The 21,723-nt window shown below is 35.4% G+C and carries 25 protein-coding genes; 16 read left to right on the top strand and 9 right to left on the bottom strand.

Annotated elements, in window-relative coordinates; genetic code table 11:
* Window positions 1-2 precede the first annotated feature (2 nt).
* A complete protein-coding gene (locus tag FS935_RS17985; protein ID WP_146950024.1) occupies window positions 3-1,787 on the top strand; it encodes a methyl-accepting chemotaxis protein in 1,785 nt (594 codons plus the stop codon).
* Window positions 1,788-1,916: 129 nt separating this feature from the next.
* Window positions 1,917-2,474 (top strand): general stress protein, encoded by a 558-nt coding sequence (locus tag FS935_RS17980; RefSeq protein ID WP_146950023.1) that lies wholly within the window; start codon window positions 1,917-1,919, stop codon window positions 2,472-2,474.
* Between the two features lie 404 nt (window positions 2,475-2,878).
* On the opposite strand, the gene tatC is transcribed toward FS935_RS17980, so the two are convergent.
* From tatC to FS935_RS17965, 3 genes are all read right to left on the bottom strand, one after another.
* A complete protein-coding gene (gene tatC, locus FS935_RS17975) occupies window positions 2,879-3,610 on the bottom strand; it encodes a twin-arginine translocase subunit TatC (protein ID WP_146950022.1) in 732 nt (243 codons plus the stop codon).
* An 88-nt stretch (window positions 3,611-3,698) separates the two neighbouring features.
* Window positions 3,699-3,929, bottom strand: a complete 231-nt coding sequence (locus tag FS935_RS17970; protein ID WP_146950021.1) for a twin-arginine translocase TatA/TatE family subunit — start codon at window positions 3,927-3,929, stop codon at window positions 3,699-3,701.
* Between the two features lie 20 nt (window positions 3,930-3,949).
* Entirely contained in the window at window positions 3,950-5,383 is a 1,434-nt protein-coding gene (locus tag FS935_RS17965; protein ID WP_146950020.1) for an alkaline phosphatase PhoX, read from the bottom strand.
* Window positions 5,384-6,053: 670 nt separating this feature from the next.
* On the opposite strand from FS935_RS17965, the gene FS935_RS17960 reads away from it, so the two are divergent.
* Window positions 6,054-7,013 (top strand): UCP032817 domain-containing protein, encoded by a 960-nt coding sequence (locus FS935_RS17960; protein WP_146950019.1) that lies wholly within the window; start codon window positions 6,054-6,056, stop codon window positions 7,011-7,013.
* Between the two features lie 72 nt (window positions 7,014-7,085).
* Here FS935_RS17960 and FS935_RS17955 read toward each other — a convergent pair whose 3' ends face one another.
* Window positions 7,086-7,592 carry a DUF421 domain-containing protein gene (locus tag FS935_RS17955; RefSeq protein WP_146950018.1) on the bottom strand — a complete coding sequence of 169 codons (507 nt, stop codon included), beginning with the start codon at window positions 7,590-7,592 and terminating at the stop codon, window positions 7,086-7,088.
* 215 nt (window positions 7,593-7,807) lie between these two features.
* Between FS935_RS17955 and FS935_RS17950 the strand changes: the two genes are divergently transcribed.
* Entirely contained in the window at window positions 7,808-8,788 is a 981-nt protein-coding gene (locus tag FS935_RS17950) for an alpha/beta hydrolase (protein ID WP_146950017.1), read from the top strand.
* Between the two features lie 65 nt (window positions 8,789-8,853).
* Here FS935_RS17950 and FS935_RS24480 read toward each other — a convergent pair whose 3' ends face one another.
* Complete coding sequence (locus FS935_RS24480) at window positions 8,854-9,132, bottom strand: DUF3021 domain-containing protein (RefSeq protein WP_158638643.1); 279 nt, start codon at window positions 9,130-9,132, stop codon at window positions 8,854-8,856.
* 333 nt (window positions 9,133-9,465) lie between these two features.
* Between FS935_RS24480 and FS935_RS17940 the strand changes: the two genes are divergently transcribed.
* The 3 genes from FS935_RS17940 (at window position 9,466) to FS935_RS17930 (ending at window position 10,245) form a co-directional block, all read left to right on the top strand.
* Window positions 9,466-9,666 (top strand): cold-shock protein, encoded by a 201-nt coding sequence (locus FS935_RS17940; RefSeq protein WP_146950016.1) that lies wholly within the window; start codon window positions 9,466-9,468, stop codon window positions 9,664-9,666.
* A 153-nt stretch (window positions 9,667-9,819) separates the two neighbouring features.
* Entirely contained in the window at window positions 9,820-10,011 is a 192-nt protein-coding gene (locus FS935_RS17935; protein WP_146950015.1) for a hypothetical protein, read from the top strand.
* A gap of 39 nt (window positions 10,012-10,050) precedes the next feature.
* Window positions 10,051-10,245, top strand: coding sequence for a YwbE family protein (locus FS935_RS17930; RefSeq protein WP_146950014.1), 195 nt, complete (start codon window positions 10,051-10,053; stop codon window positions 10,243-10,245).
* A gap of 99 nt (window positions 10,246-10,344) precedes the next feature.
* Here the strand turns inward: FS935_RS17930 and FS935_RS24475 are convergent, their stop codons facing one another.
* The gene (locus FS935_RS24475; RefSeq protein ID WP_369127097.1) at window positions 10,345-10,614 is read right to left on the bottom strand and encodes a DUF4306 domain-containing protein; all 270 of its coding nucleotides are present in this window, start codon (window positions 10,612-10,614) and stop codon (window positions 10,345-10,347) included.
* A gap of 151 nt (window positions 10,615-10,765) precedes the next feature.
* Between FS935_RS24475 and FS935_RS17920 the strand changes: the two genes are divergently transcribed.
* Together FS935_RS17920 and FS935_RS17915 are read left to right on the top strand one after the other, a co-directional pair.
* Window positions 10,766-11,302 carry an anti-sigma factor C-terminal domain-containing protein gene (locus FS935_RS17920; RefSeq protein WP_240050949.1) on the top strand — a complete coding sequence of 179 codons (537 nt, stop codon included), beginning with the start codon at window positions 10,766-10,768 and terminating at the stop codon, window positions 11,300-11,302.
* Between the two features lie 38 nt (window positions 11,303-11,340).
* Window positions 11,341-11,859 carry a GNAT family N-acetyltransferase gene (locus FS935_RS17915; protein WP_146950012.1) on the top strand — a complete coding sequence of 173 codons (519 nt, stop codon included), beginning with the start codon at window positions 11,341-11,343 and terminating at the stop codon, window positions 11,857-11,859.
* A 57-nt stretch (window positions 11,860-11,916) separates the two neighbouring features.
* Here the strand turns inward: FS935_RS17915 and FS935_RS17910 are convergent, their stop codons facing one another.
* Window positions 11,917-12,534, bottom strand: a complete 618-nt coding sequence (locus FS935_RS17910; protein WP_146950011.1) for a TetR/AcrR family transcriptional regulator — start codon at window positions 12,532-12,534, stop codon at window positions 11,917-11,919.
* A gap of 228 nt (window positions 12,535-12,762) precedes the next feature.
* Here FS935_RS17910 and kynU point away from each other — a divergent pair, with 228 nt between their 5' ends.
* From kynU to FS935_RS17890, 4 genes are all read left to right on the top strand, one after another.
* Window positions 12,763-14,043, top strand: coding sequence for a kynureninase (gene kynU, locus FS935_RS17905; RefSeq protein WP_146950010.1), 1,281 nt, complete (start codon window positions 12,763-12,765; stop codon window positions 14,041-14,043).
* Between the two features lie 3 nt (window positions 14,044-14,046).
* Window positions 14,047-14,676: an arylformamidase gene (gene kynB, locus FS935_RS17900; protein WP_146950009.1), complete on the top strand. Its 630-nt coding sequence runs from the start codon at window positions 14,047-14,049 to the stop codon at window positions 14,674-14,676.
* A 44-nt stretch (window positions 14,677-14,720) separates the two neighbouring features.
* On the top strand, window positions 14,721-15,572 hold the full coding sequence (kynA, locus tag FS935_RS17895) for a tryptophan 2,3-dioxygenase (protein WP_146950008.1): 852 nt from the start codon (window positions 14,721-14,723) through the stop codon (window positions 15,570-15,572).
* Between the two features lie 96 nt (window positions 15,573-15,668).
* Window positions 15,669-17,018: a sodium-dependent transporter gene (locus FS935_RS17890; RefSeq protein WP_146950007.1), complete on the top strand. Its 1,350-nt coding sequence runs from the start codon at window positions 15,669-15,671 to the stop codon at window positions 17,016-17,018.
* Window positions 17,019-17,056: 38 nt separating this feature from the next.
* Here FS935_RS17890 and FS935_RS17885 read toward each other — a convergent pair whose 3' ends face one another.
* Complete coding sequence (locus FS935_RS17885) at window positions 17,057-17,269, bottom strand: hypothetical protein (protein ID WP_146950006.1); 213 nt, start codon at window positions 17,267-17,269, stop codon at window positions 17,057-17,059.
* A gap of 811 nt (window positions 17,270-18,080) precedes the next feature.
* On the opposite strand from FS935_RS17885, the gene FS935_RS17880 reads away from it, so the two are divergent.
* Together FS935_RS17880 and FS935_RS17875 are read left to right on the top strand one after the other, a co-directional pair.
* On the top strand, window positions 18,081-19,040 hold the full coding sequence (locus FS935_RS17880) for a calcium/sodium antiporter (protein ID WP_146950005.1): 960 nt from the start codon (window positions 18,081-18,083) through the stop codon (window positions 19,038-19,040).
* A gap of 51 nt (window positions 19,041-19,091) precedes the next feature.
* Window positions 19,092-20,009 (top strand): aldo/keto reductase, encoded by a 918-nt coding sequence (locus FS935_RS17875; protein WP_146950004.1) that lies wholly within the window; start codon window positions 19,092-19,094, stop codon window positions 20,007-20,009.
* Window positions 20,010-20,368: 359 nt separating this feature from the next.
* On the opposite strand, the gene FS935_RS17870 is transcribed toward FS935_RS17875, so the two are convergent.
* On the bottom strand, window positions 20,369-20,671 hold the full coding sequence (locus tag FS935_RS17870; RefSeq protein WP_146950003.1) for a DUF5634 family protein: 303 nt from the start codon (window positions 20,669-20,671) through the stop codon (window positions 20,369-20,371).
* Window positions 20,672-20,832: 161 nt separating this feature from the next.
* Here FS935_RS17870 and FS935_RS17865 point away from each other — a divergent pair, with 161 nt between their 5' ends.
* Window positions 20,833-21,717, top strand: coding sequence for a manganese catalase (locus FS935_RS17865; RefSeq protein WP_146950002.1), 885 nt, complete (start codon window positions 20,833-20,835; stop codon window positions 21,715-21,717).
* Window positions 21,718-21,723: the final 6 nt, after the last annotated feature.

Raw genomic sequence — 21,723 nt, 5'->3', positions numbered from 1 at the left:
TTATGAAATTCAACAAAATTTCGACCAAATTACTGTTAGGTATCACGGCTTTAATACTAATTGCTACTACCACTCTTGGTCTGTTAAGCTACAATTTTGCTAAAAAAGAATTAGTTAGTAGTGGAAAGTTGGATTTACAGCATATTGTGCATAATGCCATTTCTACTATAGAAGTTCTAAATGAGCAAGTAGAGGCAGGAACGATTACAATTGAAGAAGCGAAAGAAAAGGCACGTGTTATTTTAGTTGGACCTCCTGTAACTGTGGACGGAGCTACTAAGTATGATTTTTCACAATCTTCGTTTGTATATAAAAAAGAGGGCTATATTATGGCCTTTGACTCAAATCAAATTGTTGAGCTTCACCCTATGCTTCCGTTAGGTGATAATAAAACAGATTTACAAAATTCTAAAGGGAAGTTTGTTATACAAGACATAGTAACTGCTGCAAAAGCTACTGCTGTTGAAGATCGATTTTATGAATATGGGTGGAAAAATCCTGGTGAGACAGAAGAGAGAAATAAAATTGTTTATGCATCTTATTATGAACCCTGGGACTGGAATATCGGTGTCGGTGCTTATGAGTATGAATTTTATGAATCACTAAAAACACTTTTATATTTAATATTGGGAGTATCAGTATTAATAACGGTTATCGGACTAGTAGTGTTTTACTTAATGAGTAGAGGAAAACTTAAGCTAATGGAAAAAATTACGGATTCTTCTCTACTAATTTCTGAAGGAAACTTAAATGTACCTACCTTACCTGAGTCAGATGATGAGATTGGACAGCTAGGAAGAGCATTCAATGTAATGTCAAAACAACTAAAGTCAATCGTTTCAGAGATGCAATCAACTAGCATGAATATGTCGCAATCAGCTTTAGAGCTTTCGGCATTAACAGAAGAAACAAATGCAACAAGTGAAGAAATTGGACGTGCGATGAATGAAATTACAAAAGGATCTGTATCACAGGCTGCTGATATTGAGTCAACAAATCAAAAGACAGAGAACCTTGGTCATGCTATCTCACAGATGAATCAACAAAGTCAGTTAATGACAACTTTAACTGGGGATTCTACTAAAGCAATTGAACTAGGAAAGCAAAAGGTTACGATCCTTCAAAATTCAAATAATGAATCAATGACAGCATCAGATCAAATTAGTATTGGTATCACAAAGTTATATGGAAGTATTCAAGAAATTTCTCAAATTGTTACATCTATTGATTCCATTTCAAAACAAACAAATTTATTGGCTTTGAATGCCAGTATAGAAGCAGCTAGAGCAGGGGAATATGGAAAAGGCTTTGCAGTTGTTGCTGATGAGGTTCGCAAATTGGCTGAAGAAACAAATAAAGCAACGAGTGAAATTCAACAGATGATCAATAATATTGAGCAAGAAACTGAAGCTACTGTAATGGAGATGGCCAACTCAACTCAAATTACAGCAAAACTTGATCATGCTGTTAAGGATACTCAAACACAATTTAATTCGATATCTCTTTCGATGAATCAAATCATTGAAGCTGTTAACACCCTAAATACGGAAATATCTGTCGTAACAGATCATAGTAATAGTATTTTAGAATCTGTACAAAGCATTGCAGCTGTATCAGAGGAAACAGCCGCATCTTCTGAAGAAGTGCTTGCTTCTGTTGAAGAACAAACAAGTGTAATTGGAACAATCACAACATCTGCTGAAAATCTTAATGAGTTAAGCGAAGTATTACAAAAGATTACAGAGCAATTTTCGTTAGAAAATGAACAAGATAATACTATTAAATAATATGATTGGCCTGGATGTACTTTATCCAGGTCTTTTTAATATGATCAAAATGAAATAAATTCTTGAATGTTTACTATTTTTCACAAAGGGAAACAACCCTAATGTACACAAATAATAGGAGGGATCTTGATGAGAACAACAATTATTGGTGGAGTATTTAGAAACCAAGATGAAGCGGTTCATGGAATTAAAGCCCTTCATGATTTGGGATACGAGAAGGATGATATTTCTATCTTTGCAAAAGATAGTGATGATGTTGAAAGTATTCAACAAGAAACGAACAATAATGTAACAGAGACAAGCAGTGGTCGTGGTAAGAATGCAGGAAAAGGCTTTGGTATTGGTGCCGGAACAGGTGGAGTGCTCGGTGGTATAACAGGACTAATTGCTGAGGTAGGGTTATTAGCTATTCCGGGAATTGGCGTATTAGCAGCAGCAGGTCCTTTAGCAACAACATTAAGTGGAATTGCAATTGGTGCCGGCAGTGGCGGTATAGTAGGTGCACTTACTGGAGCAGGAATTCCGGAAGAACATGCAAAAGAGTATGAAGATCACTTAAACCAAGGACATATTGTAGTATTGGTTGAAGCCGATGAAGAACGTGAAGACCGAGTTTATGAGAAATTTACTTACAACAATGCATTAAATACTCATACGTACCCTGAAAATGTTCGTGGAGATAGATAATAAGAAGTAGAGACAGTTAATATAAAATCACCCTTGGCAGATAATTTGCTGCCAAAGGTGATTTTTTTATTTTTTATTAAATTGTCTATACATGATTAAATGGAAAAATATAAAAATAATGGAGTTGTTGAGGTAAATGTTATGAACAGAGGAATAACATCTCTCGGTTGTTTTTTAATAAGTTCAGAAAGTATAAAAGTTTTCCCACTTTTTAATGTCTAGCTCCAGCAGTATAACTTTTTGGAAAAAGGTCATTTGCCTATAGCTTAACCTCAGATCTTCTCCCTACGTTAAATTAACATCTGTTCGCTTGCTTACCGTGTTTCCTCTACCTTAGTCGATGCTACTCTAGTTTGTACGGTGATGACCAAGGCGCTTGCACTTTTTTATATGTATCTCTATCATTACTGAACGGCATGACGTGATTCTAGAGTGAGTTTTTTTCGATAAACTACTTTTGATAATGTGATACTAATTTCATATAGTAAAACTAACGGTACGATAACCAGAATATCAGATATGAAATCTGGAGGAGTAATTAGTACAGATATAACGATTAAGAGAAAATAAGAGATTTTTCTTGATTTTGCAAGCCTCTGTGGATTAATGATCCCGAGCCTTGTCAAAAACATGATGATAGCAGGCATCTCAAATAAAAAGCCAAAGGGTAATGTAAGATTAATCATGAATCTAAAGTATTTATCCACGGTGAAAAATGTTTCAAACTGTTCACCTGCAAGTGTTTGGAGAAAGGATAAAACTATTGGGAATAGCATAAAATAGCCGAATGATATTCCTGAAATGAATAAAATGAAAATTCCGGGAATAAACGCTAATGTCACTTTTTGCTCTTCTTTTCTTAGACCAGGTTTAACAAAAAGCCAAGTTTGTAAGGCAGCAATAGGAATGGTAAATGTAATGGCACTAATTCCCGCAATAGCCATGTAAACCCAAAGAATATCACCAGGACCTAACACAGCTAACTTATCATTTAGATCTTTAACTAAGAAATGATGTATATCTTGAACAAAAAGGAAAGAAATAATAAGAAACAGGAGAAAGGAAGCCAAAGTAATGATTACTCTTTTTCTTAACTCGCTTAAATGATCAATAACATTCTTTTCAGTTAAATCCACGTTAAACAACTCCTTTCAAAAAGCTCTTGATTTTTCTAAATGTTAAAGAAATAAGCAGGCTTTTGACCTGCTTATTTCTTATATTTAATTAACTACCTGTTTTACTAGTAGGTCGCTCAACAGCTTGTATCTTTGAATTTTCATCTGTTTTATCATTTTCCTTATTATCACCGTTAACTAGATCATTTGTGGCTTTTTTAAATTCTTTAAGAGTTGAACCGAAGGCCCGTCCAATCTCAGGGAGTTTTGAAGGGCCGAAAATAATTAGCGCAATGACTAAAATAAGAATTAAGCCGGGAATTCCAATATTTTGTAGCATTTATCTTCCTCCAATGAACATTAATTTAATTTTATTCCGTGGCGCTCAAATGCTGCTGCCTCTAGAACAGACATACCTTGTGCCTCGGCAGCCTTAGCAGTTTTTTCCGAAAGTTTCGGTGCAAGATTCGCAGGGGCAGAATAAGACATTTCCCTAGCGCGGGCAGAGTTTCTGCGTGGGAATGGTCCCCATATCGCAAAGGTCATACCTGGACTTTGAATATTGACAAATAGCGTATTTCCATCTGGTGAGAAGATTGGACCAGCAAATTCACTATCATTTAAACGGTTTGCAGCAAAAGGATAAACCTTGCCTTCTGGAGTAATTCCCATGATGCGATCTTGTCCTCTTCCATCTTCAACAAACCAAAGGTCACCCCATGGAGTACAGCAGATATTATCTGGGTATTCCATATTCTGAGCATCGTTTCCTTCATAGAAAAGCTCCAATGTATTAGTATGAGGCACATAACGATAAACGCGTCCAAGTTTTTTATCACCGGCAGAGGTGTCATCAAACCAGAAAACACCCTCTTGGAAGAACGCACCCTCAAGTCTACTGAATTCAATACAGTTTTGTGCCTTAGCGTCCTCGCGACATAAATGAGGATCTACTTTCTTCCAAACTAGTTTAAATGTTTGTCCTGTTTTAAATGTGCTTGCTGATGGATCAGTTACAGCTTCAATTGCTGCTGCATATAGCGTCCCGCCCTTTTGTAACGAACCTGTTTTTTGGCTCAAGTCATTAGGAATAAAACGGTAAAGGTAACTTGGGCTTGCATCCTCGGTTAAATATACATATCCTGTTGAAGGGTCGATCGCACAAGCTTCGTGAGAAAAGCGTCCCATTTCCTTGATTGGAGTTTTGGACAAGTCATTTTCCGGTTGCTGTGGGTCTACTTCAAACACATAGCCGTGTGTGTTATCACGTGTTTCTTCACAAGTTAACCACGTACCCCAAGGAGTCGCTCCACCAGCACAATTTCGGATTGTACCTGAAGAGGTAACATATTCTTTGACTACTTCACGATTAGGACCTACAACTAGAGCCGATGTACCACCTTGAGCATTTGCATCATAAGGGTTCTTTCCAAATGCTGGGCCTGTCTTTAATTCATGGTTACGAACAAGAATAGTTGTATTGTTTGGTCCTTCAAATGCAGCCATCCCATCAAATGCTCCAGGAATTGGGGTTCCATCTGTCATCAGTTCGCCTTGTCTGGAAATAATTTTGTAATGAAACCCTCTAGGTAAATCGAGAATTCCATTTGGATCCGGAACTAAATCTCCATAACCACGAAATCCAGATGTAGGATTTCCTTTAGCTTGACTTGTTGTAGCATTCCCTACGGATAGTAACCCAGTAGTTCCTAAAGATAATGCAACTGTACTCATTCCTCCAACTTTTAGAAAATCACGACGGTTCATACTTTTAAACTCTTTGTTTTCGGTCATTGATATTCCCTCCCCATAATTTTTGAGTCAGTTCATTGGTGTTGTCTATCTATATACAAGCTAACAGGCTTACGTAAACGGAATGTGAAAATAAAGTAAATATTTGATGAACGCAGAAAAACGGTAAAAAAGAACCGTATCTATGCTCATATGATAATTGTCATAGATATTGTGAACTATTCATCTAGGTATTAAAGATAGAATATCTACTGGAAACTCCTATCCATAAAGATGTCTATGGAAAATGGAATATACTTGGTCAGAAAAATTTCTTTGTACGTGTTCATCTTCAAGAGATTGAATAGTCAACATAGGGTATGCAAAGTTTTTTATACAGGGATGTGAGTGTGAAATCATGTGAGTTTCATATCGCAATTGGAAATTTTTATATGCAACAAACCATAAAACTGCTACGATTATGTTTGCATACATCAATAGTCCAGACGTTCCTTATTTTACTGGTGCATATTAATCGGCTTCGGTATTACGTTGTGGTCCGTTATCTCTTTACTTTTAGGTGAAATCTATTGTTAGTGAGGATGGCGCTAATATAAAGATATTTCTTTTACATAAACATGCTAAGTTATTTCATAGGTTAATTATGTGATAGTCAATTTAAAAATAGGTGAGAGTAATCTAATTTTCTACTAGTGAAAAGGGAGGAAATATAATGGGTGAATTCATAATTGTTATTGCAATTTTTACAATTATTATGATTTTTATAGCAAAAGTATTGGTGAAACCTAGTGGGATAAGAAAAAGAAATTTAAGAAATGATCCTATTCCAGAGCAATTGGGTGTGCAAATAGAAGGTGGCGTACCTATTGTTCAGGACCTTGATAAAGCTTTATCAAAATCTTATGAAGAAAATGTAAAAAATCGCGTGCTGTTAGAACACTCTAAATGGCCAGAGCATGAGGTTGATTGGGTATTTTTTGAATTGAAGCGATATTTCTTTATGAATAGCTTACTTAAATCTGTACCAATGTTTAGTGATCGAGTTGATGTGATTTGGCACGAAATGCTCATGTTCACAAGAGAATATGAGACATTTTCAAAGGGGTTTTACAAAGAAACACTTCATCACATGCCAAATATGGAAAGTACACCAATACCAGGAGAAAGGGCATTCTTTGATTGGGTATATTTGAGCTTATTTGAATTAACACCAAACAGTAAAGCAATCTGGGGAAGGTTTCTCCAACATCCGATTAAGCGGGAAATTCTAGATGATTTTAAGAGGCTATCAGAAGATGAATTACTTATTAAATATTTCCGAAAAGGAGATAGCTGGGTTGATGTTAAACGTCAATTGATTGTTAAAATGAAAAATGAAATAACACAAGCTGATCGAATGAAGCTTGATCAAGATAAGCCTGCAATCTCTAACACAACTTCTGATATGCAAATTTTCAATATGGCACTTGGTGCAGCTGTTTTTTATTCAATTTATGAAGAAGATCATTATCAGGAACACATAAGTGAAGTTCTACCAACAGAATACAATAAGGATCACCATTATGGAGGAGGCGCTTCATGCTCAGGCTATTCCTGTAGTGGTTCATCTGACTCAGGAGGAGACTCCGGTGGCTCTAGTTGTTCTAGTTGTGGTGGGGGTTGTAGTAGTTAGTGTGTTTAAAATGGGGTCAGTCCCTTTGCGCTTTACTGTGCTGAGGGACTGACCCCATTTTTGTCGTAAGTACTACTTACGAACATTTTTCAGTGCTTGCTCAGTTTCTTCTTGTGTTTTCTTAAGAACAGACAAGCTACCATCTGATTCAAGTACAACTGCCTTAACAGCTTTGATTGATGAAATACCTTGAGAACGGGTAGCTTGAAGTATCTCATTTTCTGTAATTCTTTCTTTATTCATTGGTTGCTTTAGATATTCATCCTTGAAATATAAGAGCTGTGGCTGTGATTTAATAAATTTGCTAAACGTTTTTGACCTAGTTGAAAACCAGGCGACAATAAACTGAAAAAAGGATAGGGTAGCAAATGCGGTAATGCCATCAAATAATGAAACGTTCTTATTTAAAAGTGTTGTAGCTAGAATAGAGCCAAGTGCGACCGTAACCACAAGATCAAAGGCATTCATTTTCGATAGTGTTCTTTTACCTGCAATCCGTAAAACAAGAATAAGAGACAGATAGGCAAAAAAACCAACGACTATGATTCTCCAAAGATCAGCAAAACTACTTAAAAACATCCTCGCTTTCCCCCTTGTGAATAAGCTTTACTTTCATCATTCCTTATTTGGATAGTGGTTAAACAGTTTTTTTGGGGGTCAGTCCCTCGGTGCTTTATCGCGGTAAAAGACTGGGGGACTGACCCCAGTAATCTCCTAAGTGACAGAACCTTTTATTTTCTAGTAAAATAGTTATAGAGAAGATTTGAGGTAAATAGGGAAGAAGGGGCTAGGTTATGAAAAAGAGAAAAAGAATCATTTGGGTTGTGTCTGGTTTAACATTGCTTGTTTTGATTTTCCTTGTTGGAGCAGGTAATTATTTTTATAATGTTGCAGTAAATCGTTCTCAGGAATCTATTCAACTACATGGTGGCAGTGAGGATAGAGCTGAGACTGTAAGTACTACTGTTGAAGAAGAGCAGCAACAGCAGGAAAGATTGGCAGAAATAATGGAATGGACGGAAAAACAAACCTTTGAAACGATTGAAATGGAATCAGGAGATGGCTTAAGTCTTAAAGCTGACTATTTAGCTAATGAAAAGCCAAACGGTAAAGCAGTTATTCTTGCTCATGGATATAAAGGGAATAGTGAGCAAATGCCTGGTGTGACAATGTTTTATTATGAGCAGGGATTTGACATACTAAAGCCGGACGCAAGAGGACATGGTGAAAGTGAAGGGGATTACATTGGCTATGGCTGGCATGATCGTAAAGATTATGAGCAGTGGATTAAGCTCTTAATAAATGAAAAAGGTAAGAGTCAAATTCTCCTTCATGGATTTTCAATGGGAGCAGCAACAGTTCTCATGACAAGTGGTGAAGATCTTCCTCAAGAAGTAAAGGGAGTAATTGCTGACAGTGGTTATACATCTGTTAAAGAAGAGCTATCTCATCAGTTAAAATATCTGTATAATTTACCGGCATTTCCTCTTATGGAGATAACAAGTGTGGTGACAAAGGTCCGAGCAGGTTACACGTTTACAGAGGCCTCTGCTTTAGAGCAAGTAAAGAAAAATGATTTACCATTGTTACTTATTCATGGTGATCAAGATGATCTTGTTCCTACAGCAATGGCAAACGAACTTTATGCAGCTGCAAAAAGTGAAAAAGATCTCTGGATTGTCCCAGGAGCAGGTCATACAGAAGCATACACAGTGGATGAAATGAAGTATCAACAAATGCTGAAGTCATTCTTTGAGACTGCTGGAATTGAGTGAAATTCATCATAAAACAGGCAACTACCTTAAAGGGAAGTTGCTTGTTTTATATTGCATGAAGTTATCTAGGGCTTTTTCACTGAATTGTTCATTTCTTTTGCTATTTTTTTAAAATACGTTTGAATGCCATACCAAAATAAAACGTACACAATAACAAAGCTACCAATACCTAGTAAAAGTGGGGAAGGTTCAAGAGGAAGCCAGCCAATAAAAATGGCAAGGGGTAGCCAAACAGTGATGGAGATAAGAAAGTGTATAACCGTTTGTTTTAGTGGACTCCATGAGTCAATATCGAATAATAATGAAGCTGAACCAAAATACCTGTTATTACTATAGCAACACACTGTTAGTTGAGGAGTAAAAATGACATAACTTGCTTAAAGTTATGAATAACCGGTTTATTTAAATGTATGAAATGATTGTTAAACGTCATTTCACTGATTGGTGATTTAAAGTTAATTTATCATGAAATGACAACCGATTTTCACAAAATATAGAAAAAATTTGCTTTATCACGATTTATCTGATATTCTTAGAAAGAATTATTTTTGTTCGGTCTGTAGGGAAAGAGTATTTAAACTTTTCGCCTTTGATATCTAATTGAGCAATTATAGTAATATTTAGTAGAGAATCTGCACATTAGTTGTGGATTATATCTACACCAGGAGGTAACACATATGCAACAAGGTACAGTAAAATGGTTTAACGCAGAAAAAGGATTCGGTTTCATCGAAACAGCAGGAGGAGAAGATGTATTCGTACATTTCTCAGCTATCCAAGGCGAAGGATTTAAATCTCTTGACGAAGGCCAAAAAGTGACTTTTGACACTGAGCAAGGTCAACGTGGACTTCAAGCTACTAACGTTAACAAAGCGTAATTAGCTTATAGAAAAGGACTCTTTTTAGAGTCCTTTTTTTATTATGCATTTTTTATAAGATTCATTATCACAATTAAACTAACTAGGATATTTGGATATCATATATAGTAAACAGCCTTATATGGGCATATCAACATGAAGGGACCTGATTAGATGAAATATTTAAAGTCACAAATGAAGCAATTGATTAAAGATAATCAAGAGCTACAAGCAAAGTTAGATAAGTTAAGAGAAGAACATAGTCTCGAGAAAAATTTTGCGCTAAAAGCACTTTATCATTCAGAAGTAGCTGAAGGTGGTAAATACCAATTAGCATACCAAGCTCTTGATAAACCAAAGGATTAAGGTGGAGATTAAATTCTTATAATGAAAGGAGAATTATGAATGCCTGGTACAAAACGCGAAAACATTAAAATTGGTGTGAAAGTGAAGGTGGTACAAAAACAGGACCAAAGATCAGGGAAGTTAACTGAAGGTGTTGTTTCAAAAATACTGACAAATTCACCTAATCATCCACATGGTATCAAAGTGATGTTAGAGTCTGGAACTGTAGGAAGAGTAAAAGAAATTCTCAATTAAATTTGAGATACACATGGTATTTTTAAAATTATTACATAAACAAAAAAGATAACCAGCTTGCCCTAAAATGACATGGGAAGGCTGGTTTATTTATTATGCTTAAGTAAGATTGCTCACTTTAAAGAATTTTATAATCACATATTTAAATAAATATATTCCTGATAAAACCATTAAACATAGAGTCGAAAAGAGAAATATTGAAGTTACTATAGGTTGAATTTCAAAGGTATAAAGAAATTTATCAATTACATAAATTTTTTGTGGATCTGTCACTGTTGTTGGGGTATAGGTTAGCTTGCTTTTCCAATCATCTTCATATGCTAAATAGCTAGCAGTCCAAGAAGTAAAGAAAAAAGTATATCCAAAAATTAATACTAGTGATAAACCGGAAACATTATTCTCTTTCTTCTCAACAAAATCAATCGATTATTATCAAAATAACCTTGAAGAAAACTATCGGTTCTTTTTACCTGAGCATCCAGAAACAGGTGAAACTTTATCTGCAGAAGGTGAAAACGGAGTGTGGACCAAGCTTGAGAAAATTCATGAAGGCACAGTTGCTGAAGTCTCATTTTCAACAACGGACTTTATGACAGCGGAGGAATTAATCTCCTTGCTTGAGCCATTTGATCTTGATATCCTATGGGCACCTTTATATACAGGAGAATTTAGAGAATTTGAACCTTCTGGTTATGGTGGTGGTGGAAATTCAATTTCAATTTTCGATACTTATGGCTTAACCGGTGGAAGAGAAACAGAAGATGATTATATGTCTGAAGGTAAAATGCAGAATCTTACTGAAGAAACTCTCGAGGAAAGCAAAAAGATGATGCTTACGAATATGGATGATTTATTAGAAAATGATCCAAAAAGCTATTATGAAAACTTCCTTGGGTTATATTTTCTTGAAGAACGCTACAGCTATTTAAAACAAAACGGATTTCAAGTATATGGAGCTGTTGTGACTGGACCTGTGAGGGAGCTTTTAAAGCTGAAAGATGTTAAGCAGCTAAGGAGTCCAAGTCTTGGGGAATTGGATTATTGGAATTGGGAATGAAGTCTTAGAAATTCACTTTAAAAAAGCAGGGGTCTTATATGAACATAACACTGAAAAAATTAGATTTACATGATGCACAGAATTTATTTACATTCGAACTTGAAAATAGATCATTTTTTGAAAAGATGGTACCTTCAAGAGGTGATGATTATTATCAGTTTGATTGTTTTCTCAAAAAGCATGAAGATCTATTAAATGAACAAAAAGAAGGAAAGTCCTTCTTCTATTTAATAATAAATCTAAACGGTCATATTTGTGGTCGGATGAATATTGTTGATCTGGATGGAGGTATAAACACAACAGGTCACCTGGGATATCGGGTGGGCAAAAACTACACTGGCAAAGGTGTTGCTAGTCAGGCTCTGCAATTGTTATTGAATTCTATCAGTGAAGAAGGTATTAATGAAATTAGGGCAAAGACAACTACTAATAATATTGCTTCTCAAAAGGTTTTGGAGAAGAATGGGTTTGAGAGAGTAAGTACAAGTGATGAACTGTTCTTCATGAATGGAGAGAAGATATCGTTTGTTACCTATAGGTGTTTGTTAAAGAATTAGAAAAGAAGAAGCAGATGACCAATGGGTTTCTGCTTCTTCTTTTTAAGTAAGTATCCTTCACTCATATAAACCATTCGCATAAATGCTCACAAGGTTATGAATAATCTCATCCATCGAATAGCTACCCTCATTTTGAACAAGCTCCCACATAAACATCTCATTTGAATAAAACCAGCCTCTAGCAACAAGAGATGGATCTAAATTAGCTCTTGCAAGGGAGTTTTCTTGTGCATATTCAATATCAATTGAGATTCTATCTATAAATCGTTCTCTAATTTTGTACCATGCTTGGTCAATTTCAGGGGAGATTCCGATTGCTTCTTTTACGATAATCATCATGTTTTTTTCTTTTACTGCTAATGACAGAAATAGTCTTACTTGTTTTTTGATCAGATCAAATGCTTCATCCTTTGATTGAGGCTTAAATGGTATTTCTGCAACTTCATAGAATTGATTCATAAGATCTTCCATGAGAATCATGAACAAATCATCTTTATTTTTAAAATAAACATACGCTGTGCCATAACCAGTATTTGCTTTCTTTATTATTTGGGCAATGGTAGCTTTTTGGAAACCATTTTCTAGAAAAGCTTCCTTACCTGCTTCTAGCAGTTTTTTCCTTGTTTGAAGGGCTTGCTGTTTTCTTGGAGAAAGCTTGTCAATTGAATTTGTCATGATTTCATTCCTTTCAAAATGACAACAATCTTTTATATGTAAAAGTATATTGAGCAACTAATTATATCCTTAGTTTACAGGGTATTAAAAGTTCTGACAACTTTGAGGATGTGATCATATTAATGATTGTTGTATCATATTATATCAGTGACATTATGTCATTGACTTGGTGTCACTCAGAGATATATACTAATTGTAATAGAAAAATAGTTGGAAAGGTTGGTTAGTATGGCTAAATTTGATTACACGAAGAATTATGCAAAAAAGCTAGATAAGCTAGATAACTTGGCACAATATCGTGAAGAATTTTATACAGATAAAACAGGAATTTACCTTGATGGCAATTCACTTGGACTTCTTTCAAAAAGAGCTGAGAAATCATTGTTGGATTTATTAGATTCATGGAAAAGATATGGTATTGATGGTTGGACAAACGGAGAAAATCCATGGTTTTATTTGGCAGAAAAATTAGGGGGAGAAATGGCACCGATTGTAGGAGCTAATGCTAAAGAGGTAGTTGTAAGCGGTTCCACCACAATAAACCTTCACCAATTAGTGTCAACATTTTATAAACCGGAAAATCAAAGAACAAAGATTTTAGCTGATGAATTAAATTTTCCTAGTGATATCTATGCACTTAAAAGTCAAATTAAGTTAAAGGGTTATGATCCTAAAGAACATCTTATTGAAGTGAAAAGCGATGATGGTCATACACTTAACGAAGCTGATATTATTGCCGCCATGACAAAGGATGTTGCACTTATTGTTTTACCGGGTGTTTTATATCGCAGCGGGCAAGTGCTAGATATGAAAAGGTTAACAGAAGAAGCTCATAAACGAAATATTGTAATAGGCTTTGATCTTTGTCACTCAGTTGGTTCAATTGTACATGAATTAAGCGAATGGGATGTTGATTTTGCTTTTTGGTGTAATTATAAGCATTTAAATGGTGGACCAGGGAGCACGGGTGGATTGTATGTGAATCAACGTCATTTCGGTTTAGAGCCAGGTTTAGCAGGTTGGTTCAGTTCAAGAAAAGATAAGCAATTTGATATGGATCATGAGTTAACAGCAGCTGATGATGCAGGAGCCTATCAAATAGGGACTCCAAATATTTTCAGCATGGCGCCTATTATTGGAGCACTTTCGATGTTTAATGAAGTTGGCATGAAGCAAATTCGCGAGAAATCTCTAAAACTGACAAGCTATTTTATGGATTTAATCCACGTGGAGCTAGATGGCTTTGGATTGGAAATTCGTAATCCGATCGAGGATTATAAACGGGGTGGACATATTTATCTTGAGCATCCTGAAGCAGCTAGGATTTGTAAAGCACTAAAAGCTGATGGAGTGGTACCAGATTTTCGTACACCAAATGGTATTCGTTTAGCACCAGTTGCTTTGTATAACACATATGAAGATATTTGGAATGCAGTTCAAATTTTAAAAAGTATTATGAGAGAAGAAAAATATAAAAAATTTGAAAATAAGCGAGGAGTAGTTGCATAGCTCATGACATCAAATAAATGGATTGATATCTCACAGCCTTTAACAAATGATATTGCACATTGGCCTGGTGATACACCTTTTTCCTATGAAACAACATTTACAAAGGAACAAACAGGATCTGTGAATATAGGGAAAATAACAACTAGCTTACACACTGGAACCCATATTGATGCACCGTTTCATTTTAAAAATGATGGTGAAAAGGTGCATGATTTAGATATTAATATATATATTGGTTCTGCTAAATTGATCGATGTGTCAGGATATAAAAAAATCGATGCTGAAGTATTAAGGAAGTTCGAATTAACAGGTGTTTCAAGATTACTGTTAAAAACTGTAAAAAGTAGTAACTCGGAATTATTTCCAAATGAAATTTCTTATCTATCAGAGGATATTGCTCCCTTTTTAAATGAAAAGGGAATCCGTTTATTAGGTGTTGATGCTCCTTCTGTTGATCCCTTAGATAGCAAGGATATGAAAACACATCATGCTTTATACGAGCATCATATTCATATTTTAGAAAACATTGTTGTTGATCATGTTGAAGAGGGAAACTACGAATTAATCGCCCTGCCACTACCGATTCAAGGTGGTGACGGAAGTCCTGTTCGTGCCGTTATAAGACAAGTTTAAAAGAATAGATTGATTTTATTACAGTTTTAGAGGAGGATAAAAAGATGATTGAAAAACGACAAGAAGTGAATGCGACAAGCGCAGAAAAAAATATTCATACTGACTTTACGAACAATATGACATACGGTGAATATCTGAGTTTAGATAAAATTCTATCAGCCCAAAATAGATTATCAGGTCATCATGATGAAATGCTGTTTATTGTGATTCATCAAGTTAGTGAATTATGGATGAAGCTAATACTTCATGAAACACAGGCTGCTATAAAATCGATTGAAAGCAATGATTTATCAACTGCGCAAAAACGTTTGGCAAGAGTGTCTAAAACACAATCTCAAATCATTCAAGCATGGGATGTTCTTTCAACAATGACACCATCAGAATATATGGAATTCCGCGATGCGTTAGGGCAAGCATCAGGATTTCAATCTTACCAATATCGAATGATCGAATTCGCACTTGGCTATAAAACAGATCATGTATTGAAAATCTATCAAAAAGATCCTGAATTACATAATAGATTACAAGAAGCTTTTGAAGCTCAAAGCTTATATGACGTGGCAATCGCAGCATTACAAAGAGCGGGACTACATATAGATGATGAGGTTTTAAATCGTGATGTGACAAAAACGTATCAAGACAATGAATCTGTACGTTTAGCATGGCTAGAGGTTTACCGAAACACTGATAAGTATTGGGAGCTTTATGAGTTAGCAGAAAAGCTAGTAGATCTTGAAGATTGGCTACAGCAATGGCGCTTCCGTCATATGAAAACAGTAGAAAGAGTGATAGGCTTCAAAATGGGTACAGGAGGATCATCAGGTGTTGGTTATTTGAAAAAGGTGTTAGATCAGAGATTTTTCCCTGAATTATGGGATATCCGAACTGAATTATAAATTGAGAGTGAAAATTTTTAAGAAAAATCGTTTGAAAAGTTAGTAAGTGAAATCATGCATATCGACTGGTCATGGACATCGAGGGGGATGGGATAATTGAGTAAAAATAGAGAGCAGTGGTCTTCTAAATTTGGTTTTATCATGGCATCAGCCGGGGCTGCGATCGGTCTTGGAGCAATATGGAAGTTTCCGTATGTAACAGGCATGAGTGGTGGGGGAGCATTTTTATTAATGTTCATTGCTTTCACCATTCTCATTGGACTTCCAATGTTAATTTCCGAGTTCATCATCGGACGAGGTGCACAAAAAGAAGCTGTTTCTGCCTACCGCAAGCTAGCACCTAATAGCCTATGGACAATAACAGGACCATTAGGTGTAATTGGTTGCTTTCTGTTGTTATCTTTTTATGCAGTTGTAGGTGGCTGGGTTTTAATTTATAGCATCATGGCGATTAGTGGAAATGTTATTGAAGCAAATGCAAGCTATCCCGATTTATTTGGAAGTATTACAGCAACGCCTACAACAACATTACTTGGCTTAGCAGTGTTTTTACTAATCAATATTCTTGTTATCTCAATTGGTATCAAAAATGGAATTGAAAAAGCAAGTAAATATATGATGCCACTTTTGTTTGTGTTTTTTATCATTTTAGTTGTAAGATCACTAACATTAGAAGGTGCAATGGAAGGGATCGAATTCTTCTTAAAACCTGACTTCTCTGAAATTACTGGTGGATCTGTTTTGTATGCACTTGGACAATCATTCTTTGCTTTAGCTGTTGGTTTTTCATGTATGGTCACATATAGCTCATATTTAGATAAGAAAGTAAGTATTCCTTCTTCAGCAGGCTCTGTTGTTGTGATGAATATCTTTGTTTCAATTCTTGCAGGACTGGCAATCTTCCCTGTTGTATTTGCCTTTGATTTTGAACCAGCTGAAGGACCAGGCTTGCTATTTATGGTATTACCAGCTGTCTTTTCGCAAATTCCAGCTGGAGAATTCTTTTTAGCGGTATTTTTAGTGCTATTCTTATTTGCAACGTTAACATCATCGTTTAGTTTACTTGAAATTATTGTATCGGCATTTACGGAAAGTGGAAAACGCTCAAGAAAGAAAGTTACATGGATATCAGGACTCATTGTGTTTATAGCAGGCATTCCAGCTGCCCTATCTTTTAGTTACCTACAAGGCTTTAAAATTTTCGGTAAAACCGTTTTTGATGCAACTGATTTTCTAGTAAGTAATATTATGCTGCCACTAGGCTGTTTACTGATTGCTTTGTTTATTTCTTTTAAAATGAATAAACAGCTTGTGAAGGATGAATTTACTTTAAGTAACAGATTGTCACCTGGGATGTTCACACTTTGGAGCTTTTTGATGAAATGGGTTGTTCCTGTGACAATTATTGTTGTATTTTTAGGCACACTTGGGATTTTAAAAGGATAATATGTGTTGGCACTTTCTCTCTATGGGGAAAGTGCTTTTTATTGTGCTTGAGCTGGGTGATGTTGTGCGATTTTTGTCGAGAATAGTCTAATCGCTGATAAATTCCCAGAATCGTTGATAAATCCGAAAAATCGATGATATTTTCTCAAAATCGTTGATAAATTCAAAAAATCGCTGATAAAGTCAATTTTCAAAAGAACAAAGCTACTAAAAGACTTCTTCAAAAGCCACTTGGGATCCATTTGAATCATCATTTGTAGCTCAACTATAAAAAACTATTACAAAACCTAGGGTTTAGCTTGAATTTTGCTGCCACTAGGCTGCTTACTGATCTCTGTGTTTTCTTATAAAATAAACAAGCAGCTTGTGAAGGATGAATTTACTTTAAGCAACAAATTATCACCTGGGATGTTCACGCTTTGTAGCTCTTCTAATGAAGTCGGTTGTACCAGTTACAATTATTGTTGGCACTTTTTTTATATGAGGAAAGTACTTTTTTTGTATGAGCGGGGTGATGTTGTGCGATTTTTGTCGAGAATAGTCTAATCGCTGATAAATTCCCAGAATCGCTGATAAATTCCCAGAATCGCTGATAAATCCGAAAAATCGCTGATATTTTCTCAAAATCGCTGATAAATCCAAAAAATCGCTGATAAAGTCAATATTCAAAGAACAAAGCTACTAAAAGACTTCTTCAAAAGCCACTTGCAACCCATTTGAATCATCATTTGTAGCTCAACTATAAAAAACTAGTACAAAACCTAGGATTTAAGCTTGATTTGTTTTCTTAATCATTAAATAATGAATATGTTCAGTACTAAAAACTTGTTTAGAATTATAGCTCAAAAGGGAATTCTTAAAATAAGGCACTTTCCTGAAGAATTGTTGCCAATTAAATTCTTTTGAATTAGTGTAATTTATTGTATAAAAGGGTACCATTAGGCAGTATAGATTGAGAGATGAAAAGCTACTTTCTCAATAGATAAGAAGGGTTATACTTATACCATGTATCATTGAATTTACATAAGTTTTTCTAGTATGTGAAAAAAGGGGGAATAGTCATTGTCTTATATTTTATTACTTGTTGGTCTTGCCTTACTTATTAAGGGTGCTGATTATTTTGTTGAAGGTGCTTCAAGTATTGCACGTTCATTAAATGTATCGCCTTTGCTGATTGGTTTGACGATCGTTGCTTTTGGAACAAGTTCACCTGAGGCAACTGTTAGTATTATTGCTGCTCTAGAAGGGAATGCTGGAGTGGCGTTAGGTAATGTTGTAGGAAGTAATATTTTCAATATTACGCTTGTTGTTGGGATAACAGCATTGTTAAATCCGTTAAAGGTGGAAAGTGAGACGATTCGGAAGGAGATTCCTTATACATTACTGGCAAGTACAGTGTTGCTTGTTTTAATAAGTGACATCACATTACAATCGTTAAATGCTAACTTTATCACGAGAAGTGATGGGTTCATTTTATTACTTTTCTTTGCCATCTTTCTGTATTACATTTTTGAAGTCGCAAGACATAGTCGTGATAAGGTGAAAGAAGAAAATGAAGATTTCCCTAAGTCTTCATCGAAAGTGAAAAATATTTTATTTACGATTGGTGGTTTGGCTGCCATTATATTTGGTGGTGATATTGTTGTTGATAATGCAACAACAATTGCCTTTTCTTTTGGAATGAGTGAAACATTAGTCGGGCTAACAATTGTTGCAATCGGTACATCACTTCCTGAGTTAATTACCTCCATAACTGCTGCCATTAAAAAGGAAAGTGAAATTGCTTTAGGAAATATAGTTGGAAGTAATATTTTTAATATTTTATTTGTTTTAGGAGCAGCTTCTGTTGTATCTCCATTAGCTGTTGATAGTAAGATTTTTATAGATGTTCTACTGATGATGATCATTACAGTTGTTTTACTTGTGTTCTCAAGAACAGGCTTTAGAATAGGTAAGCGCGAGGGTGTATTCCTCATAATTTCGTATGTCGTGTATATGACTTACATTCTTATGAGAAATTAATATGTTAAGCTTGCAAAATATATTAAAAAATACCTAATAAGAGGTGTAACCATGAAATATAGAAGACTTGGTAAAACAGATTTAAAGGTTTCTGTTGTTGGTATTGGCACATGGCAATTTGGTGGCGAATGGGGAAAGGATTTTACACAATCTGAAGTAGATGCGATTTTTTCACATTCTAAAGATTTAGGTATTAATTTAATTGATACAGCAGAATGTTATGGTCCACATCATATGTCTGAAAAATTCATTGGTGATTATTTATCAAGACATAACAGAGATGATTGGATTGTGGCTTCTAAGTTCGGTCATAAATGGCATGATCAAAGAGAACCATCGTGGAATGTGGATGATATTCTGATACAGTTAGAGGAATCGTTAAAAGCATTGAAAACAGATTATATTGATCTTTATCAATTTCATTCAGGATCTGATGATGTGTTTAATCATGATGATTTGTGGACAATGCTTGATAAACAAGTGCAAGCTGGTAAAATTCGCAACTTAGGAATTTCCATTGGTGCAAACGATAATATCTACCAAACCTCAAGAGCTACCGAAATAAATGCAAAAGCCATTCAAGTTGTGTATAACAGACTTGATCAAGTTCCTGAGGAAAAGGTATTTCCTTCATGTATTGAACAGGATCTAGGAGTACTAGCTAGAGTTCCATTAGCAAGTGGATTTTTGAGTGGTAAATATCAACCTGGTGCATCTTTTAATGATGTTGTTCGTAAAAGACATCAGCAGGAAGTTATTGATGAAAAGCTTCGCTTAGTAGAAAAAATCAAGCGTGAAGAAGTGCCAGAAGGAGTTAATATGGCAACTTGGGCTTTAGCATGGTGCTTGCAGCATCCTGCTGTCACAACTGTTATTCCCGGGTGTAAAAATCCTGAACAAGTAGAAGCAAATGCAAAGGCTGCTGATCTTAGCTTAGTGAGTGATCAACACCCTAGTGGCATAAATTAATAGGAATGAGGCTGGGGCATAAGTATTTAAGCTAATGATAAATCCGAATTATTAGGTGATATCTTAATTAATCATTAGCCTAATAATTCGGGTTTATTGCCATCTTCAATAGATTTTTTAATTTTTCATACTATTTTTAAGAACTAGTGTAATGGAGCGGAAGACACTCGACTCCTACGGGAATAGAGGAAAGGCTGAGACCCCGCAAGCGCAGCTGAGGAGACTTAGCTTCCTCCCCGTGGAAAGCGAGTGTCTGTAGCGCAATGGAACGAACATTTTACTTTTAGCTTAACTGTATTTAGTTTTAGTCGTCTTTTTGTATGAATTCTTTAATTATGTTCCTACCTCATTTGATCTTGTTAAATCGACTTCAAAGCCTCATCCAACCCTTTAAATCCACTCACATCCTCAGAAGTTGGTTCATCTGTTTCAATTGTCCATTCTGAATCGCTGTTTTCTAAGCGACCATCGTCTTTTTTAATATACGGGGTATGTACCATATACGACTTTCCGTCTTTGCGGATTGTATAGCCCATATGATAAAGATCCTTAGCACCTTCTTCTTCAAATACACCAATATCCTCAATATTATATTTAGTCATAAGGTGCTCAAATGAATTTTGTAGCTCGTTTATAACTGATTCTCGACTGTTATTGTCCATGGAAAAACATCTCCTTTCTTAGACTATATTTATTTTTTAATATGTCTTAATTGTTGTGGATTAACCATAATCTTAAATGGATTTTTATGGAGTAGATATATCTTTAAATCTTATCCACACTAAAAGATGTACTTGCTTAATAAATAGGAGGGATTTCACGAATGTTTTATCATGTAAAAGAGCTTCAATATGATGCAAAACCAAGTCATCCGGATCCTGTTTATGCTAAAAAGCTACAAGAAATCCTTGGTGGACAATATGGTGAAATGTCAGTTATGATGCAGTACCTTTTTCAAGGCTGGAATTGTCGTGCAGAAGGTAAATATCGTGATATGATTTTAGATATAGCAACAGAAGAAATAGCACATGTTGAAATGATTGCAACAATGATTGCACAGTTATTAGATGGAGCACCAGCAAATGATCAAGAACAAGGTGCAAAGGATCCTGCTGTAGAAGCTGTGCTTGGAGGAATGAACCCACAGCATGCAATTGTTAATGGACTTGGTGCACAACCTAACGATAGTGTTGGGTTTCCTTGGACAGCACGCTATACAATTGCAAGCGGTAATTTGTTAGCAGATTTTAGAGCCAATTTAAATGCAGAATCACAGGGAAGACTTCAAGTATGTCGTTTATATGAAATGACAACAGATCCTGGAGTTAGAGATATGCTTTCATTTTTAATTGCTCGTGATACAATGCATCAAAATCAGTGGATGGCTGCTATTGAGGAGCTTGAACAAACTCAAGGAGCAATTGTTCCAAGTACATTTAACCAGGAATATGAAAAACAAGAGGTTTCATACTCTTTCATGAATTACTCTGAAGGTGAAGAAAGTAGTTCAGGTAGATGGGCGAATGGTCCAACATTTGATGGACAAGCGAACTTTGAATACATTCAAAATCCCAAAGCAATGGGACAAAAGCCAAGTCTACAACCAGGACCAGTGTATATTCATGGCACAAATCCAATGAATATGAGAATGATGCAAGGCGCTGGAAAGATGGAGCCAAATCAAATGACTAATCAGCCATTACAATAAATAGCT

Source organism: Metabacillus litoralis (genome assembly GCF_007994985.1).
GTDB lineage: Bacteria > Bacillota > Bacilli > Bacillales > Bacillaceae > Metabacillus > Metabacillus litoralis.
The sequence above is the reverse complement of the archived record's forward strand: the minus strand, read 5'-3'. Positions and strand labels throughout refer to the sequence as shown.